Origin of the sequence: Pseudomonas sp. DY-1 (assembly GCF_003626975.1) — a bacterium.
Classification (GTDB): domain Bacteria; phylum Pseudomonadota; class Gammaproteobacteria; order Pseudomonadales; family Pseudomonadaceae; genus Metapseudomonas.
Window position 1 is genome coordinate 4,942,791 of the sequence record NZ_CP032616.1, and the last position, 16,392, is coordinate 4,959,182.

A 16,392-nucleotide genomic window follows, 5' to 3' on the forward strand; every position below is an offset into this window, starting at 1 on the left:
GGACCCAATGCCCCGCGCTAAGGAATGCCCATGTCGACCGCTCGCTTGCCTTCTGTCGACCGCCTGCTGCGCAGCCCGGCCTGCGCCCCTCTGCAACGCCGTTACGGCCGTGAGGCCCTGCTCAAGACCCTGCGTAACCTGCTCGACGAATTGCGCGAGCCGGCGCGTCATGGCCAGCTCGCCGCCATCGAACTGACCGATGCCGTACTCGCCGGTCGTGCTGGCGAGCGCCTTGCCGCCGCCCACTCCAGCCGGGTGCGGCGAGTGTTCAACCTCACCGGTACCGTGCTGCACACCAACCTCGGCCGCGCCCTGCTGCCGGATGAAGCCATCGAAGCCATCACCTTGGCGGCACGCTACCCGCTCAACCTGGAGTTCGATCTCGCCAGTGGTAAACGCGGCGACCGCGACGACCTCATCACCGGCCTGGTCCGCGAGCTCACGGGTGCTGAGGCAGTCACCGTGGTCAACAACAACGCCGCGGCGGTGCTACTGGCGCTGAATAGCCTGGGCGCACGCAAGGAAGGGGTGATTTCCCGAGGCGAACTGATCGAGATCGGTGGCGCATTCCGCATTCCTGACATCATGGCCCGCGCCGGTGTGAAACTCGTCGAAGTGGGCACCACCAACCGCACCCACGCCAAGGACTACCAGGCCGTCATCAGCCCGCGCACCGGCCTGCTCATGCGCGTGCACACCAGCAACTACAGCGTGCAAGGCTTCACCGCCAGCGTACCCACGGCAGAGCTGGCGACCATCGCCCACGCCCATGGCCTGCCCCTGCTGGAAGACCTCGGGAGCGGTACGCTGGTGGACCTCACCCGCTGGGGCCTGCCCAAGGAACCCACTGTGCAAGAGGCCCTGCGAGACGGCGCTGACATCGTCACCTTCAGTGGCGACAAACTGCTCGGCGGCCCTCAGGCAGGACTGATCCTCGGCAGCAAGGAGCTGATCGGGCGAATCAAGAAGAATCCTCTCAAGCGCGCCCTGCGCGTGGACAAGCTGACCCTCGCTGCCCTCGAGGCCGTGCTTGGCCTGTATCGCGATCCGGAACGCCTGGCCGAGCGCCTCACCACCCTGCGCCTGCTAAGCCGCTCGCAACAGGACATCCAGATTCAGGCCGAGCGCCTTGCGCCACAGGTGGCTGCGCAACTTGGGGCTGGCTGGCTGGTAAGCGCGGTGCCGGCACTCGGGATGATCGGTAGCGGTGCGCAGCCGGTAGCACGCTTGCCCAGCGCAGCCCTCTGCCTGCGCCCACAACAACCCAAGCGCCTGCGCGGCCGAGCGCTGCGCTTGCTGGAAGAAAACCTGCGCACCTTGCCCATCCCGGTGATCGGTCGCCTCGACGACGATGCCCTCTGGCTCGACCTGCGCCAGCTCGACGATGAACCCGCCTTCCTCGCTCAACTGCCGCAACTGCAGGGGGCCGTTGAGTGATAGTCGGCACCGCAGGCCATATCGATCACGGCAAGACAGCACTCCTCAAGGCCCTAACCGGCCTGGAAGGTGACCGCCGTCCGGCCGAGCGCGAGCGCGGCATCACCATTGACCTTGGCTACCTGCATGCGGACCTCGGTGACGGCCAACCTACTGCCTTCATCGACGTGCCTGGCCACGAACGTTTCATCCACAACATGCTGGCCGGCGCCTGTGGCATCGACCTGTTGCTGCTGGTCGTGGCCGCCGACGACGGAGTGATGCCGCAGACCCGTGAACACCTTGCCATTGCCGAACTGCTGGGTGTCCGTAGGGCCGTTGTGGCGCTGACCAAGCTCGACCGTGTCGATGCCAAACGTGTGGGCCAGGTACGAGCCGAGGTCACGGAGCTGCTGGCGCCGGGGCCATTGGCAGGTGCTGAAATCTTTCCGGTGGACAGCCTTGGCGGACAGGGGATCGACACGCTGCGCCAGGCGCTGTTGGCGGAAGCGGCGCGCAGCACCGGGGGCGGCACTGACGGATATTTCCGCCTGCCAATCGACCGCGCCTTCAGCGTCTCCGGTGCGGGTGTGGTGGCCACCGGTACAGCCTTTGCCGGGCGAGTGAAGGTAGGGGATGAGCTGGTCCTCAGCCCTTCTGGCCGAACGTTGCGCGTACGCGGCCTGCACGCACGCAACCAGCAAGTACAAGAGGTCCAGGCGGGGCAGCGCGTGGCCCTCAACATCACGGGCGACCGCCTGAACCTGGAACAGATTCATCGCGGCGACTGGCTACTGGCCCCGGCCCTGCTGGCGCCCACCACGCGTGTGGATATCGACCTGCGCCTGCTGCCCAGTGAGCCCCACGACCTCGCCCACTGGACGCCGGTGCACATTCACCTGGGCGCTCAGGACGTCACCGGTCGCGTGGCGTTGTTGGAGGGCACCAGCCTTGCCCCCGGCCGCAGCAGTTTCGCCCAACTGCTGCTGAATGCGCCGGCCCATGCGGTACACGGCGACCGTCTGGTGCTGCGTGACCAGTCCGCCCAGCGCACCCTCGGCGGCGGCCGTGTGCTCGACCCCTTCGCACCTGCGCGCAATCGGCGCACGCCCGAGCGACTGGCCCAACTGCAAGCGCTGCGCGGAGACGGCCTGGAAGCCGCCTTGCCGGCCTTGCTCAGCACGGCCAGCAATGGCCTCGACCCGCAGTTGCTGGAGCGGCAGTTCAACCACCCCCGCGTCGGCTGGGCGCTGCCCGCCGACGCGGTAGAAATCCCCACCCGCATCGGCCTGCGACTGTTCGCCAAACAACGTTGGCAAGCGCTGGAACAGCAACTGCTCGACGGCCTGGCCCGCTTCCACGCCGAACTCCCCGATGAGCTCGGCCCCGACCGCGACCGTTTGCGCCGCTACGCCCTGCCTGAACTGGAACGACCCGTCTTCATCGCCCTGCTCGAGCAGTACCTCGCCAGCGGCGCCGTGCAAGCCAGCGGCGCCTGGCTGCACCTGCCGGACCACCGCGTGCAGTTGAACGAAGCCGACGAGGCCTTGCGCCTGCGCATCTGGCCGCTGCTGGAGGCCGGTCGATACGACCCGCCCTGGGTTCGCGACCTGGCCAAGGAGCTGGCGGTTGAGGAGGGCGCCATGCGCCTGTTGGAACGCAAACTCGCCCGCCTCGGCCTGCTGCATCAGGTGGTGAAAGACCTGTTCTACCCGGACACGACTATCCGCCAACTGGCTACACTGGCCCGGCAACTACAGGATGAAAGCGGCAGCATCAAAGCCGCTGTCTGGCGCGACCATCTCGCCATCGGCCGCAAGCGCAGCATCCAGTTACTGGAATACTTCGACCGCATCGGCTTCACCCGCCGCATCGGCGACCAACGCAAGATCAGGGAAGACTCTGCGCTAGCCCAAGCGTCCGGCCCCTGAACACGAGTCATGGAAGGCAAGCACGCCCGGTGGCGTGGCCGGGCTTCAAACCCTAGTTCTTGCGTGGTAGTAGAGAGCAAAGCGGCGTGATTGCTGGGTTCAGCTCCACTGCTACGGTCCGAAATGGCGCTTAAGGTCTCACTGAGTTCGACACTTTTTCGACAGTTCGGCTCTTCGATCTGCAGGCGCTGCCCCAACCTGAACGCCGTGCCGGCCCAGGGTGATACCCGAAACCGGAAAGGGGTGAACAGCCTGCTGGAAAAGCGATACGGCAGTGGCCGCCTAGATGATCGAGCTGAACGACGGAGAAGGTGGGGCGATTCAGCAGATACAGGTCCAGCGCTATGACATTAAGGGTGCCATGGCGCTAGACCCAACACTTATCTGTGTTTTTGATAAATTAAGCTGTTCTTATTTGGTTGGCATCTGATTAAAGATAGAAATGTCATGGAGTATTTCATTCTCTGATTTTTCTCCATCCACTAATAGACTGAGGTCTTTGGAAATCGATGCTAGCTTGTCAAGCCTTGGGCTCGCACCGTCTGATGCGGTTCCGCTTATAAATACAGCGCGGGAGATGCGCATTGAATAGTCATAAGTTGCGCCATCAAGAGTCAGGTTTGCTCTCCCTGCTGAATCTCGCCTTACGTGCATCAATTCTTGCTGCCATAGGTCTTTCAGTTTGGTATAGAGAGCTGGACTAATGTTGCGTTTCTTTGATGCGACTGTTACGTCTTTTATTTCTCCCAATGATTGCAGCTTTTCAATCCCATTTATCTTAACTCCTCGGTCTCGCTCTATCTCTTTCCAGTGCTCTTTGACATCAATGTCATAAATCCTCGTCGATGCCGTCGCAGTCAATAGTTCTGGCCCGCCCTCGGTCTCTCTTATATATATTACTTTCTCTGGCGAGTTGCTCCGAATCATGACTTGTGCTGTTGACTCTTTGGAGTATGCGTCGCTGAACACAGTCTTTAGCTTTTCATTGTACTGGCCAGTGACTCCTAACGTTAGGTTGTGAGGTGCTAGAAAATCCTGGGCATTTACCGTGCTTCCGGTCAAGAGGAGAAGGAATGCTAAGGTGTTGAGTGAGCTTTTCATGGCTGGCATCCGCATTTATTAGGAGTGCTCCCGTGGCGAGGTAAGTATCTGCTTTTTATTGTGGGGTCGTTGGTTCTACCATCATAAAATTGGTTCGTGCCTCCGGGCGTGTTTAGATATATTCCGTATTTCGGACCTGTGGCGCCGCTCGCAGATACCCCGTCTGCGGTATTTAAATCGTTTTCTGAGAAATTCTCGTCATGGTATGGATTTCCACCATTGGGATGAGTGTGCCATATCAGATCTGCATTGTTTTTTTGAGCTTTTTGGAGGGCGTCACCTGGGACGCTTGCTGGATTGCTTGAGGTCTCGGCCGTTCCTTCTACGAGATTGTATGTCCAGCAATTTTTCTCTTTAAATATCCATCCCCCATATTCGACCGACTGGTTTGTCTTTCTCCTTGAGTAGTTACCTGCATCTACAGCTGCATCGTCAGGAGACGCAAACAAATCACCAGGTGCCAAACCTAGCTTATCTATGAAGGAAAGCGGGTTCCCCATGACGTATCCATAGGTATTCAATCCTCCCTTCAGTCCAATCGGATCACTCTCGACATAGCGCCCGGTCTGCGGGTCGTAATCGCGGAAGTAGTTGTAGTGCAGTCCGCTCTCCTGATCGTAGTACTGTCCGGGGAAGCGCAGGTTCAGGACCAGGCTACCGCTGCCCAGTCCCACACCAAAAGCATCGCCTGTCCACTGCCACACGCTCTGCTGATTGCTGTCTGTCGCCAGTCGCGGTGTATTCAGGTGATCGCTGTGTAGGTAGAACGGCGTGCTGCTGGCGATGGCGCCGAGACCGTCATAGGTCACCGTCACTCCGCCCAGCGGTAGACGATCCAACCACAGGTAGTACTGGCCACGGGTCTTCTTGCCCAGGTAATCGAACTGCTGCTCACCGAGCAACTGGCCATCCGGCCCATATAGGAAGGTGGTCGTGCCCTGCGGGGCGAGTTTGTGGGTGCGCTGGCCGAGGGCGTTGTAGCGGTACTCCGCCACGACGGCACCGCCGAACTTCACTGCCACCAGACGGTTCTGCTCGTCATAGACCATCTGGCGGTCGGCGCGGTCCTGGGTGAGGTTGCCGGCGGCATCACTCTCGACCGGGCTGTCGCCGACCTGGATCAGGCGGTTGCTGGTGGCCGCGTACTGGTAGGTGAGGGTGGAGGTGCTTTGCGGCACGCCATCGACAATCGGCGTGGTCGATTTGCCGGTGCGGTTACCCACGGCATCGTAGCTGTAGGTCTGCTCACGACTGGGGTGCTGTTCCGTGATTAGGCGGCCAAGGGCGTCGTAGCTGTAGTTGAGGGTGCCGAGCAGGCTGCTGGTCAGCTGGGTGATGTTGCTGTTGGCGTCATAGCCGTACTGGCTGCTCCAGCCGGCGACCGTCTGGTCGGTCAGGCGGTAGTCCTGGTCGTAGCTACGGCTGAGGCTGACGCCGTTGGCCCAGCTCAGGCTCTTCAGCGGGCCAAACGGCAGGTAGCTCAGGTTGCTGGCAAAGGTGGCGGGCGGGTTGGTGCCCACCACCAACTGCACCTCGCTGACCTGGCCGGCGGCATTGCGCTCGTAGAGCACGCTGAAGCCCACCGGGTAGTCAATCTGGCTGAGCTGGCGGGCGCCGTCGTACGCGAAGCCCAGGCTTTCGTACTGGTCCACGCCATTCACCGCCACCGAGCGAATCTGTTCGGTGAGATTGCCCTGGGCATCGTAGTGATAGCCGAGCACGCCGCTGGCATCCTGCACCGCGGTGAGGCGACTGATGCCGTAGTTGCCGTCGGCGGTCATGTCGTAGTGGTACTGCACATTGAGCGCCGGTTTGGCCGGGTACTGGCGGCCGGTCAGGCGATTCAACGCGTCGTAGCTGTAGGTGGTGACCAGGCCACGGGCATCGGTACGCTGGGTCACGTTGCCGGCGGCGTCATGCTCGTAGGTCGTGGTGCCGCTGTCCGGGCTGATCTGCTGAGTCAGATTGCCCAGGCCGTCGTAGACGTAGCGGGTGGTGGCGCCGCGCGGGTCCTTGACCTCGGTGAGGTTGTCCTGGGCGTCGTAGCCCAGGGTCGTGACCCCGTTCAGCGGGTCGGCGCTGCTGATCAAACGGTCCAGGGCATCGAAGCTGCTGGTATGGCTGAAGTTGCGCGGATTGGTGTGACCGGTCGGGTTGTTATTCAGGTCGTACTGGTAACGGCTGGTCTGCCCTGCCGCCCCTACTGCACGCAACAGTCGGCCCAGTTCGTCATACACCCACTGCTGCTGTTGGGTGAGGTTGTTCGACGGGTCCTTGATCCGTTGCGCGGTGCGATTCCCCATGGCATCCAGGTCGTACTCGACCTGTTCGCCGAGGTTGTTGCTGATAGCGGTCAGGCGGCGTGCGCCGTCGTAGGTGTAGGCCAACCAGCTGCCGTCGCCACGGGTGAGCTTGATGATCTGGCCCACCGCGTTGTGCTCGAAACTGGTGGTGCTGCCGGCCGTGCTGATTGAGGTCAGCCAACCTTGCCAGCTGTAGGTCAGTGTGGTGACCACGCCATTGGCATCGGTGATGGTCTGCGGGTGCCCTTGGGCATCGAAGTTCGAGAGCTGGGTGATATGGCCCAGGGCGTTGGTCACCTGGGTCAAGTTGCCCTGGGCGTCATAGGCGTACTGGGTGACGTCGGCCACATCCGTACGCGGCCCATTGGCTGATTCCAATAAGCCTTGGGCGGTGTAGGTGTAGCTCCAACTGCGGGAGGCCGCTTGAGCTGACAGACCAGTGACAGTAATCAATGCCGCCGCCAGCAGGGTGCGGGAAAGCGCTGGGTACATGGTTCAGTTCCCTCTGAGAATCAGCGTTCGGTAATGGTCTGGCCGGTCCGGCGGCCTTGAGCGTCGTACTCGTAGGTGGTGATGCGATTCGGTTCGGTGACGGTGACTGGCAAGAATAGGGTCGGATGCCAGTCGGTGGTAATCGTCCGCGCCTGAGGTGTGCCAACGGCTTCGGTGCGGGAAATCTCAAGGCCACGAGCGTCGTATTCGTAGGTTGTAAGTAGGCCCCGGTTGTCGGTCTTGGTCTTCAGCAGGCCGCGCGCGTCGTACGTAAAGGTGGAGTTGCTGTTGGGGCAGTTGGGGGAGGGCTCCCCTTCAATCGCAACGATGCGTTTCACACCTTGGATCACTTGAAACCGGTAGGTGGTTTTTTGGCCTAGTGCATTAGTCACAGTGCTCGAGCCATCGGTGTTGTAGCTGATTAATACTTTGTCAGCTCCTCCCGTATGCTCACTGGAAATAGCACGACCTTGGTCATCATACGCCCAGGTAGCGTAGCGAGTACCGCGCTCATCGGTGATACCGGTAAGAAGTTTCGAGTCACGCGGGTCTTCATAGTGGTATATGCGCTGCTCACTTAGACTAGTCCCGCTGATAGTTCTGGTGGTCTTTGAAAGATGAAAATAAGGGTTGTAGGAATAAATAAATTTTGTACTTCCAGTGGAGAACTCGATGGGTTGACCGAGTCCACCTTCTTTAATGGTGAAGGTCTTGTTTGATGATGAGGTTATCGTGATTATGTTGTTGTTGTACGTTAAGTTTTGGGTGAGGCCATTGGGCGATATTTTACGAGTTAATCTTCCTTGTCCATTGAATGTTAAATGTTCCTCGGTGGCACTGGTGTAGTCCCAGTTTCCGTTTGAGTTAATCAATGTTCCGAGCTCTGGAGGTATGGCGCGAGCATTTCCGCTTTCGAGGGTGAAGTGAGTTTCTCGTCCATCATTTTGAACAAAAGTTATTAGGTTTGTTGCAATTCTGATTCGAGTCGAATAACTATGGCGCCAAAGGCCGTCAATACTGTTGTAAAACCTACCAAAGCTAAGCTCACTATTTTGCGGGTCAGTGTAGTCAGCTTCTGTCTGGAATTTGTTTCCTACTGCCGAATTTATAGGGTTTCCCCGAAAGCCCGTCGGACTGGCGCATTCCGACGGGGGCGGGGAGCCTTTCTGCTTGTCTGGGTTGGAGGGGTCACAAATACCTGTTTTAGTATTTATTACTCCATTTTCACAGGATGTTTTAGGGACGGAGTATATTTTGTTATCCCTTTGGTAGTGGTACCCAAATTGGGTCCACGTATATTGACACCTGAATACGTTTGGTAGTGCGTCGGGTACAACTATAAATGGAGAGGTTGGAGTGCTGGTCTTTGAATGCAAATTCATACACGCCGCAGATGGTGATGGCAGAACTGTGTTGTAATATATTTCAGTTACCCATCCAGACGTAGCTGACTGGGTAGCATGGCTCGGCGCAAGCAGGGGGATAGCGAATAAGTACGCGCTGCCGACTTTTTTTGATTTGGAGATTCTTGGATTTTTATTCATTGCCAGTTACCAAGGCGTTGCAGTCGCAGATTCTATCCTGTATCGATGCCTCATTTGCTGTGTGCCACGCGATGGAACACACTAGTTTTTTGTACTCCATTGTTTCTCTTCCGTTTGGCCTCGGTTATGTATTTTTTCTTATTATTTGATTGCGATTCTCGTTGAGCGGATCAGGGTGTCGATAACGGTCTTTGACCTCCCCTATGGAGATTCTGGGGGCGATTGTTCTTCGCATTCGACCAATTGTTTTTTGGCCGTCGGCTTTCCTGCTGTTCAGTAGGAAGTTTCTGAATTGAGCCGTGCCTAGCTGATCTATTCGTTTTCTTGTGTTGTTCTTGTCCGCTACGCACGAGGGGCTATCTGTGCAAGTCCGCAAAGCCGACTATCAGGCTGGTGATCGTCTGACGCTGAACTTTCTGGAAGGCATCAGCTGGCGCGAGCTGCTGGAGCTGCTCGTAATGGAAGGTGTAGAGATTCGAGTCGGCGCTATCGAGGGTGACACTGTGCACCTCACCATCCGCGTGCCGAAGCGGATGATGGTCGTGGAAGAGTTGGCTTCGGCCGAACGGCCGGGCGATGTGTCGATCCATGACTGACTAGTGACCTCCCTTTCCCCAATGCCGCTTAGCGGCCCCTCCTTGAGAACCAGCGCTTAGCTACTGCTGTCGTAATCGCTATCCCGCGTTGGGTTTGGGCAAGTTTGAATGAGCTTCGTCGTAGTCGGGGCTTGTCTGCCCAGCTTCCGGGGCAATCTTTCCGCTGACAAGCCACAAGGCATACTCGGGGGCTAGCTCGACGATTACCTTGATATCGTCCTCGTTGACCCTTCTTGATCCCCTCCTCAACGCGTACCACTTTTCGCGATCAATTCCGCTGAGCTGTTCCAGCTTTTTGGCTGTCAGTTTTTTCCGCGCGAGGATTGCGATTATTCGCTCTCTCATTTTCCCGATTTCGTCAGTGATATCAGCGCTGATCAGTAGCGTTCGATTTTTATCAATCCATAATCGTTAATAGTGAATTGGTAAATATTACCGATGCATTGAATCCAGCAATGACATGAATAGTGACGGAACGACCATGGAACTGGAAGAGCTTGATCCTCGCGGCTTGATAGGCCCGCAACAGGACGTTGAAACCATCGAGAGCTGGGCCGAACGCAACAACGTCGCTTACGGCGTAGTCCGCGCCTGGGCCATGAAAGGCGTACTGCCGACCGTGAAGCTGGGCAAGCGCCGCATGGTTAACAGCGCTCTGCTTCGGGGCTGGCTCCTGGAACAGGAGTGGATGGCATGAGTCGCACTGACCCGCAATTCAAGCTGCGTATGCCGCCCGTACTCCGCTCCAAGGCTGAGCGGTCCGCAAAAGCTGCCCATCGCTCCCTGAATGCCGAGCTGGTCGTTCGTCTTGAGCAGAGCTTTGCCCAGGAGGTGCCCGCCCATGAAGGATCACAACTACTACCTGCACCTCACCCACGCCGCGAACTGCGACTGCTCTGTCTGCTGGTCCCGTCGCGAACTGGCGGGCAGCGCGCCCTCCCGGTCCACTCCCTGCGAGCACTGCCGCCCTGCGCAGATATCCAAGGTCGCTGGGCGCTGGGTCTGCCTGCCGGCCTCGTACTGCGAGAAACACAGGCCCGCCCGCCGCGCCCCGAAGTACTGGCACGTTGTGTACGACAGCGGGCCGCCCACGCCCTTCGTGCCCATCCACGAGCCGTTCGAGGACTGAGCCATGACTGACGCCCAATTCATCGCCGTGGTCGTGGCCCTGATCGCCTTCCTGACCTTCCGCCTGGCCAAAGCCCTCGGGCTTCTCCCACGCCTGCGCCCCCACCCCGGATTCGCCCCGGTCCAGGGCCGCCGCACCGGCTTGTCCGAACACGCTTCACCGTTCGGCCAAACGGAGCGCCGGGCGAAGCGCACCCTTGACCGCCCACCACCCTGAAAAGCCTCGGCTGGGGAGAGAGGGGCAACGCTTCACCGCCCCGCGCTCCCGAGCCCTCGGCGGCAAGAGCGGGATGACAAGGGCAGAGCCCTTGGTGTTTGAGGCCTGACCGGCCACCCCGCAGCCCGACCGAACGCACCCAGGCACCACCCACAGCCACACCGACAGAACGGCCAACCACGGGTCGAGGGACCCTTCACGCCCAAGAAAGTCGAGCCGGCTGATTACTGACCGCGCCCAAGGCGCAACCAAAAGAGGAAATACCCATGTTCGACATCCCAACCGCCAAAGCCACCTTGGAAATCCTCGTCGTCCAGACCGACTGGTACGCCAAGAAAGACACCGGCGAAGTCTTCGCCAGCCTGCAGGGCTTCTCGCCCATCCCCCAAGGCTCCAAGGAACGCCCCAACGCCCGTGGCTTCGAGTTCACCGGCTACAGCTGCGACCCCGCCGTGCTGGAAGAAATCGACTTCAGCCGCGGCCCCCAGAAGATGAAATTCGAAACCGCCGTCCGCCCCACCCGCGACCAGTACGGCCGGATCGAGAACAAACAAGTGATCGTCGCCGTCGTGAACGACCAACCGGCCCCGCGTAGCAGCCAGCCGAGTCGTCCGCAGCAGCCGACATCCGGTTCCGCGCCGGCTGACTCAGGCAAGTCCAACTGACCCCCAGCCCACAGCTCACCACTGAGAGAGAAGCGCCATGGGAACCATCAACTCCATGCTCGCCCAGATCACCCTCGGTGACCTGTGGGCACTCCACTTCATAACCGGGGTGCTGCAACTCATGGCACTCGGGCTCATCCACGGACACCAGAGGTAAGGCTATGGAAGTGCCCTGGTTGGGATTGTGGATCCCGTCGGCATCAGGCATCGCGCTCACCTGGGCGCAGTACCTGCTGATTGCGGGATTCATGGTAGGGGCCCTCGGGGTCGGCGTCGCCTGGGGCCAGTTCCGGCTCGGCTGGAAAGAAATCATCGACGCCTCATCTGCATAAGGAAACCATCCCATGCAAAAGCAACTCACCGTGCGCTCCGGCGCCATCGCTCACCAGAACGGCACCAGTGTCGGTAAAGCACTGGGCATCAAGCATGCCGTTCTCTACACCGTCATCGCCGCCGCCATGACCGCAGGCATGGCCAACGCCGCCATCGAAGTGCCCCTGTCCCTGCTCGACGTCTTCGTCGACCTGGGCAAAGCCTTCGGCGTGCTGATGGCCGCCGGTGCCGTGCTGTTCGGCGTTGTCCGTGGCGGCGTGGCCCTGTTCAAGCTGGCGGGCCGCATCTTCTCCGCCGCTGGCGCCTAAGCAGGACGCGGATAGATGCGTACGGCTATCCGCACCCTGGTTGCCCTCACGTTTATGGCGTGGGGGCAATTTGTGTGGGCGGTGGATTATTGGTGGCAACTGACAAACAGCGCCGTCCGCTATCCATCGGCTTTGCTGGCTTGCCAAGCTGCCCAGAGCGCGTATCCCGGTGGAATCTACAAATGGGGTTCACCCTCGGTAGTTCAGTGCGGCTATATCCACCCCAGCACTGGCACAATGGTTCAGTACAATCGGACGGCCAGCCGTTTTGGCGATAGTTGTCCGCCCGGCACTGACTATGACGCCAAATCCGGAGGCTGCACGGTACTTGCCGATTGCGCTGCCACCACCGGCCAGGAAATCCTCAAAACCCAGGTCTGCCAGTACAACACCACCCTCAAGCTCGCTGTCTGCGACGACCAGGTCGCCTTCGAGGGCTGCAAGTACACCGCAGGCGGCAAGAAGTCCTGCGTCTCCATCCTGGAGAACCAGACCTACCAATGCACCGGCAGCTTCTACGGCTCCGGCGAATCCAATGGCACCGCCCCCGACACCTGCGCCGGGGAGGACTGCTCCCAGCCCAAGCCCGATGACCCCGACTCCAATTGCGTGTCGGCCAACGGCGTAGAAACCTGCTTCGACCCGAAGAAACCCGGCTGCGGCACCGTCAACGGCGTCGAGGGCTGCTTCCAGGAAGAACCCGGCTGCGGTTACTTCAACGGCACCTACCGCTGCATGGAAGCCGAGAAGCCCAACCGCAACTGCGGCTACTTCAACGGCAAGCAGGTCTGCTACGACCCGAACGACCCCACCAAGCAGATCCCCGAGTCCTCGTCCGATCACCCCAAGAATGGCGGCAATGCCGACGGCGACGACACCAACGACCCGCGCCCCTCCACCGGCACGGGCGGCAGCGCGCAGGGCTCCAACGAAGGCGCCACCAACCAGGCCATCGAAGACCTGGGCGAGAAGCTCGGCCCGAAGATCGACAAGACCAACGCCCTGCTCGATGGCATCCAGGGCCAACTGGGCGAACTGCTCGATGGCCTGTTCGGCGAGGAATACGACGGCAACGGTACTGGCACTGACGGGGACGCCGAAGGTGCAGGGCAGGGGGCGGGCGATGCCCTGGGCGACCAGATCGGCAAGTACGGCGACCAGCTCCTGGGCGAACGTGAAGCCGAAGTAGATACCGCCCTCAAGGCACTCCCCAAGACGGTGACCGATGGGTGGTTCGGCGCCGATGGCAGCAAGGTTGGCCTCAACAACGTTCTGGACCGACTACTGCCCTCCGCCATGGGCTGCGCGAACTACTCCATTTCCTTCGCCCTGGGCAACTACCACACCACGCTCGTATTGCCCGTGTGCGAACTCACCCGGCTCAAACCGCTGCTCGAATACATCATCTGGATCGCCACCGCCGTCGGCCTGTGGAAGATCCTTTACGCCGGCCTAAGGCAGGAAGACGCCAAAGCCGCCAAGGGAGGCTTCTGACCATGGGCTGGATCATCGGCTTTCTGCGCACCCTGTTTCCGCGCCTGTTCAGTGGGCTGGGCCTCTTCCTGGTGGGCTTCTTCGGCCCCCTCATCGCACCGGTCATGGGCTTCATCGCCCAGTTCTTCAAGAAGGTCGGCATTCTCCTGCTGGTCATTGCCGCCATCGGTCTCGCTATCCAGGCCCTGGCCCTGGCTATTGGCGCGTTGCTTTCCCAAGTCGCCAACCTCGGCCCGCCCTGGATGTTGGAGATCGGGCGAATGTTCATTCCGAGCAACCTGTCCTTCTGCATCACGCTCCTGGTCGTCGCCAAGATCAAGTCCTTGATCGCCTATTGGGTGTCGCGCCTCTCCGAAAAGTTCATCCACACCTGAGGCGCCCATGGCCGTTTACATCGTCACCGGCAAGCTGGGTGCGGGCAAAACCCTGCTGCTGGTCATGCAGATCCTCAAGTACCTGAAAGCCCGCCGCCGCGTCGCCATCAACGTCGACGTGTTCATGAACAAGCTGTGCAAGCCCGACAACACCTATTCCCGCCTCGTGCGCCTACCTGATTTGCCCTCCGCCTCTGATCTGCGTGGCCTCGGTGTCGGCTGCGAGAAGTACGACGAAGAAATGTTCGGCGGGATCTTCCTGGATGAGGCCGGCGTCTGGCTCAACTCCCGCGACTGGAACCAGGGTGGCCGTTCCGACCTGCTCAAGTTCTTCCTGTACCTGCGCAAGCGCCGCTGGGACCTCTGGCTCTGCGTGCAGAACGTCAACGTCATCGACAAGCAGGTGCGCGAGTCCATCGCCGAGCACGTCGTCTACATCAACCGCTGGGACCGCCTGAAAGTCCCCTTCATGTTCCGCTGGCCGCTGCAGCTGATCACCCTCGGCCGCTGGAAGGGCAAGCTGCCGAAACTGCACCAGGCCATCGTCAAGTACGGCGCCAAGTTCAACTCGCCCAAGGTGGATGACTGGTACTACCGCGGCGAAGAGTTCTACGACTACTACGACACGACCCAGGAGTACGACGAGGGCTACGACAAAGGCTCCTACTCCATGCTGCCGCCCGGCTACTGGCGCCGCCGCCTTCCACGAGCCCTGCGCAACTGGAGGTTCTTCATGCGCACCACCCGCATCTTCTTCCGCCGCACCCGCATCCTGAACGCCTTCTTCCTCGGCGCCTGCTGCGCGCTCCTGCTGGCCGTGCCGATCTTCGGCGCCATCGCCTTCACCGCCCAGCCGGCCGCCGTCGTCCAGGAACAAACCACCGCTCCGGCGCCGCTCCCCGAAGCCACTCACCCGCTGGCCGATGAATACGCCGAACTGCGTATTGCCACCTACGGCCGACTGGCCGGCAGCACGCTTTACGTCTTCCGCGACAGCCAGGGTCAACGCCTCACCCAGGACGACCTCATCGCCAAAGGCATCACCGTCAAGGACCGCGGCCCCCGCGAAGCCCTCCTGGTCCGTGAGGCCGACTACCACTCCGTCTTCCGCTAGAGGATCCCGCCATGGACTGGAAACCCGCTCGCTCACTCGCTCTCATCGCCGCCCTGCAGGCGCCCTTGGCCACTGCCGCCGAACGGGTCGAACTCTACGACGCCACCCTGCAGGACTTCGTCGAATGGTCCGCCCAGCAGCTGAAGAAGTCCGTGGTGGTCGGCTCCGATATCCGCACCGCGCCCGTCTCCATCTTCGCCACCTACAGCGGCCCCAAGGAGCTGGAGCAACTACTGGAGAACGCCGTGCTCGCCTCCGGCTTCCACTTCTCCAGCACGCCGTCCACTTTGCGTATCAGCGCCCAGGCGGTCGCGGAATCACCGGACCTGGTCACCGACGTGGTCCAGCTGCAGCACCTGCAGTCCGACTTCGCCCACCAGGCGGTGAAGGATGTCATCAGCTCCAGGAGCGACAACCAGGACAGCAACCGCAACCTGAGCATGGTCAGCCCGTCACCCACCTCCAACGCGCTGATCGTCACCGCCACCCGCAGCCAGCTCGACGTCATCCGCGAAGTGGTCAGGGAAATCGACCGGCCCCGGCGGCAGGTCATCATCACTGCCGTCGTCGCTGAACTGTCCGACAACGACTTCGAAGCCCTGGGCCTCAACGTCGGCCTCGACTCCAGGCGCATCGACGCCAGCGGGATCTCCCTGCGCGGCTCCGACAAGTCCGACCTCGGCTTTAGCCTGACCTTCTCCGGCCCGACCCTCTCGGCCTTCCTGCAGGCGGTGAAAGCCACCGGCAACAACCGCATCCTCTCCACGCCGCAACTGCTAACCCTCAACCGCGAGCCGGCCTCCATCGTCGTCGGCCAGAACGTGCCCTTCATCACCGGGCAGACCACCAGCGGCTCCACGCCGGCCTCCGACCCGTTCCAGACCATCGTGCGCCAGGATGTGGGCGTCACCCTCGAGGTCACCCCCTTCATCACCCCGGCCAACGCGATCGAGCTGGAGGTGAACCAGTCCGCCTCCACCGTCTCCGACGACAAGACCGCCGCCGACATCATCACCAACACCCGCCGCATCAGCACCCGGGTTCAGCTCCAGGACGGGGAGGGCGTGCTGCTCGGCGGCCTGCGCTCGGAACAGACCGACAGATCCGTTTCGGCCATTCCGATCCTCTCCGAGGTGCCCTTGCTGGGTCCGCTGTTCCGCTCAACCAGCAACCGCAGCCGCTCCACCAACTTGGTCGTCCTGCTCACCGCCCGCATCCATGGCGCCGCCGACACCGTGAAGGTGCGTGATCCAGTACGTCCCCTTGCTTTGCCCGTCCTGAGCGCGGCCGAGCCGGGAGTCGGCGCAGCCGGCGATGGGCTCGGCCGCGCCAGGGCGGGCCGGGAGACGTCCCTGTAGCACGTCTTATGAATGGCT

General features: G+C 60.8%; 17 protein-coding genes and 2 pseudogenes. 14 read left to right on the forward strand and 5 right to left on the reverse strand.

The features are described from left to right. The first annotated feature begins 30 nt into the window (after window positions 1-30). Window positions 31-1,437, forward strand: coding sequence for an L-seryl-tRNA(Sec) selenium transferase (gene selA / locus D6Z43_RS23155; protein WP_120654357.1), 1,407 nt, complete (start codon window positions 31-33; stop codon window positions 1,435-1,437). After that, entirely contained in the window at window positions 1,434-3,347 is a 1,914-nt protein-coding gene (gene selB, locus D6Z43_RS23160; RefSeq protein ID WP_120654358.1) for a selenocysteine-specific translation elongation factor, read from the forward strand. Before selA ends, selB begins: the two co-directional genes overlap by 4 nt. 411 nt (window positions 3,348-3,758) lie before the next feature. Here selB and D6Z43_RS27985 read toward each other — a convergent pair whose 3' ends face one another. From D6Z43_RS27985 to D6Z43_RS28455, 4 genes and pseudogenes are all read right to left on the reverse strand, one after another. Further along, on the reverse strand, window positions 3,759-4,448 hold the full coding sequence (locus D6Z43_RS27985) for a hypothetical protein (RefSeq protein WP_162945869.1): 690 nt from the start codon (window positions 4,446-4,448) through the stop codon (window positions 3,759-3,761). After that, window positions 4,445-7,243: an RHS repeat-associated core domain-containing protein gene (locus D6Z43_RS23165; RefSeq protein ID WP_120654359.1), complete on the reverse strand. Its 2,799-nt coding sequence runs from the start codon at window positions 7,241-7,243 to the stop codon at window positions 4,445-4,447. Before D6Z43_RS23165 ends, D6Z43_RS27985 begins: the two co-directional genes overlap by 4 nt. Window positions 7,244-7,263: 20 nt before the next feature. Continuing rightward, a complete protein-coding gene (locus D6Z43_RS28450) occupies window positions 7,264-8,115 on the reverse strand; it encodes an RHS repeat protein (protein WP_256661049.1) in 852 nt (283 codons plus the stop codon). 60 nt (window positions 8,116-8,175) lie between these two features. Next, window positions 8,176-8,787 (reverse strand): annotated as a pseudogene (locus D6Z43_RS28455) (DUF6531 domain-containing protein); the annotation flags it as partial. Window positions 8,788-9,149: 362 nt separating this feature from the next. Between D6Z43_RS28455 and D6Z43_RS23175 the strand changes: the two are divergent. After that, a complete protein-coding gene (locus D6Z43_RS23175; RefSeq protein WP_120654361.1) occupies window positions 9,150-9,383 on the forward strand; it encodes a hypothetical protein in 234 nt (77 codons plus the stop codon). Between the two features lie 78 nt (window positions 9,384-9,461). Here the strand turns inward: D6Z43_RS23175 and D6Z43_RS23180 are convergent, their stop codons facing one another. Next, a complete protein-coding gene (locus D6Z43_RS23180; RefSeq protein ID WP_120654362.1) occupies window positions 9,462-9,728 on the reverse strand; it encodes a DNA-binding protein in 267 nt (88 codons plus the stop codon). A gap of 136 nt (window positions 9,729-9,864) precedes the next feature. Here D6Z43_RS23180 and D6Z43_RS23185 point away from each other — a divergent pair, with 136 nt between their 5' ends. The 11 genes and pseudogenes from D6Z43_RS23185 (at window position 9,865) to D6Z43_RS23225 (ending at window position 16,374) form a co-directional block, all read left to right on the forward strand. Beyond that, window positions 9,865-10,080: a DNA-binding protein gene (locus D6Z43_RS23185; protein ID WP_120654363.1), complete on the forward strand. Its 216-nt coding sequence runs from the start codon at window positions 9,865-9,867 to the stop codon at window positions 10,078-10,080. Then, window positions 10,077-10,205, forward strand: a pseudogene (locus D6Z43_RS28055) (Arc family DNA-binding protein); the annotation flags it as partial. The gene D6Z43_RS23185 and the pseudogene D6Z43_RS28055, both read left to right, overlap by 4 nt. Window positions 10,206-10,224: 19 nt before the next feature. Further along, complete coding sequence (locus D6Z43_RS28060) at window positions 10,225-10,512, forward strand: DUF5447 family protein (protein ID WP_174235590.1); 288 nt, start codon at window positions 10,225-10,227, stop codon at window positions 10,510-10,512. Between the two features lie 3 nt (window positions 10,513-10,515). Further along, on the forward strand, window positions 10,516-10,728 hold the full coding sequence (locus D6Z43_RS23195; protein WP_120654365.1) for a photosystem I reaction center subunit XII: 213 nt from the start codon (window positions 10,516-10,518) through the stop codon (window positions 10,726-10,728). A 266-nt stretch (window positions 10,729-10,994) separates the two neighbouring features. Next, a complete protein-coding gene (locus D6Z43_RS23200; RefSeq protein WP_120654366.1) occupies window positions 10,995-11,393 on the forward strand; it encodes a DNA-binding protein in 399 nt (132 codons plus the stop codon). A gap of 161 nt (window positions 11,394-11,554) precedes the next feature. Next, window positions 11,555-11,725 carry a hypothetical protein gene (locus D6Z43_RS27990; RefSeq protein ID WP_162945870.1) on the forward strand — a complete coding sequence of 57 codons (171 nt, stop codon included), beginning with the start codon at window positions 11,555-11,557 and terminating at the stop codon, window positions 11,723-11,725. A gap of 12 nt (window positions 11,726-11,737) precedes the next feature. After that, the gene (locus D6Z43_RS23205) at window positions 11,738-12,034 is read left to right on the forward strand and encodes a hypothetical protein (RefSeq protein WP_120654367.1); all 297 of its coding nucleotides are present in this window, start codon (window positions 11,738-11,740) and stop codon (window positions 12,032-12,034) included. 237 nt (window positions 12,035-12,271) lie between these two features. Continuing rightward, entirely contained in the window at window positions 12,272-13,528 is a 1,257-nt protein-coding gene (locus tag D6Z43_RS23210; RefSeq protein WP_120654368.1) for a hypothetical protein, read from the forward strand. Between the two features lie 2 nt (window positions 13,529-13,530). After that, entirely contained in the window at window positions 13,531-13,902 is a 372-nt protein-coding gene (locus D6Z43_RS23215; protein WP_120654369.1) for a DUF5455 family protein, read from the forward strand. Between the two features lie 7 nt (window positions 13,903-13,909). Beyond that, window positions 13,910-15,016, forward strand: a complete 1,107-nt coding sequence (locus D6Z43_RS23220) for a zonular occludens toxin domain-containing protein (protein ID WP_120654370.1) — start codon at window positions 13,910-13,912, stop codon at window positions 15,014-15,016. An 11-nt stretch (window positions 15,017-15,027) separates the two neighbouring features. Further along, window positions 15,028-16,374, forward strand: a complete 1,347-nt coding sequence (locus tag D6Z43_RS23225; RefSeq protein ID WP_120654371.1) for a type II secretion system protein GspD — start codon at window positions 15,028-15,030, stop codon at window positions 16,372-16,374. The last annotated feature ends 18 nt before the right edge of the window (window positions 16,375-16,392 follow it).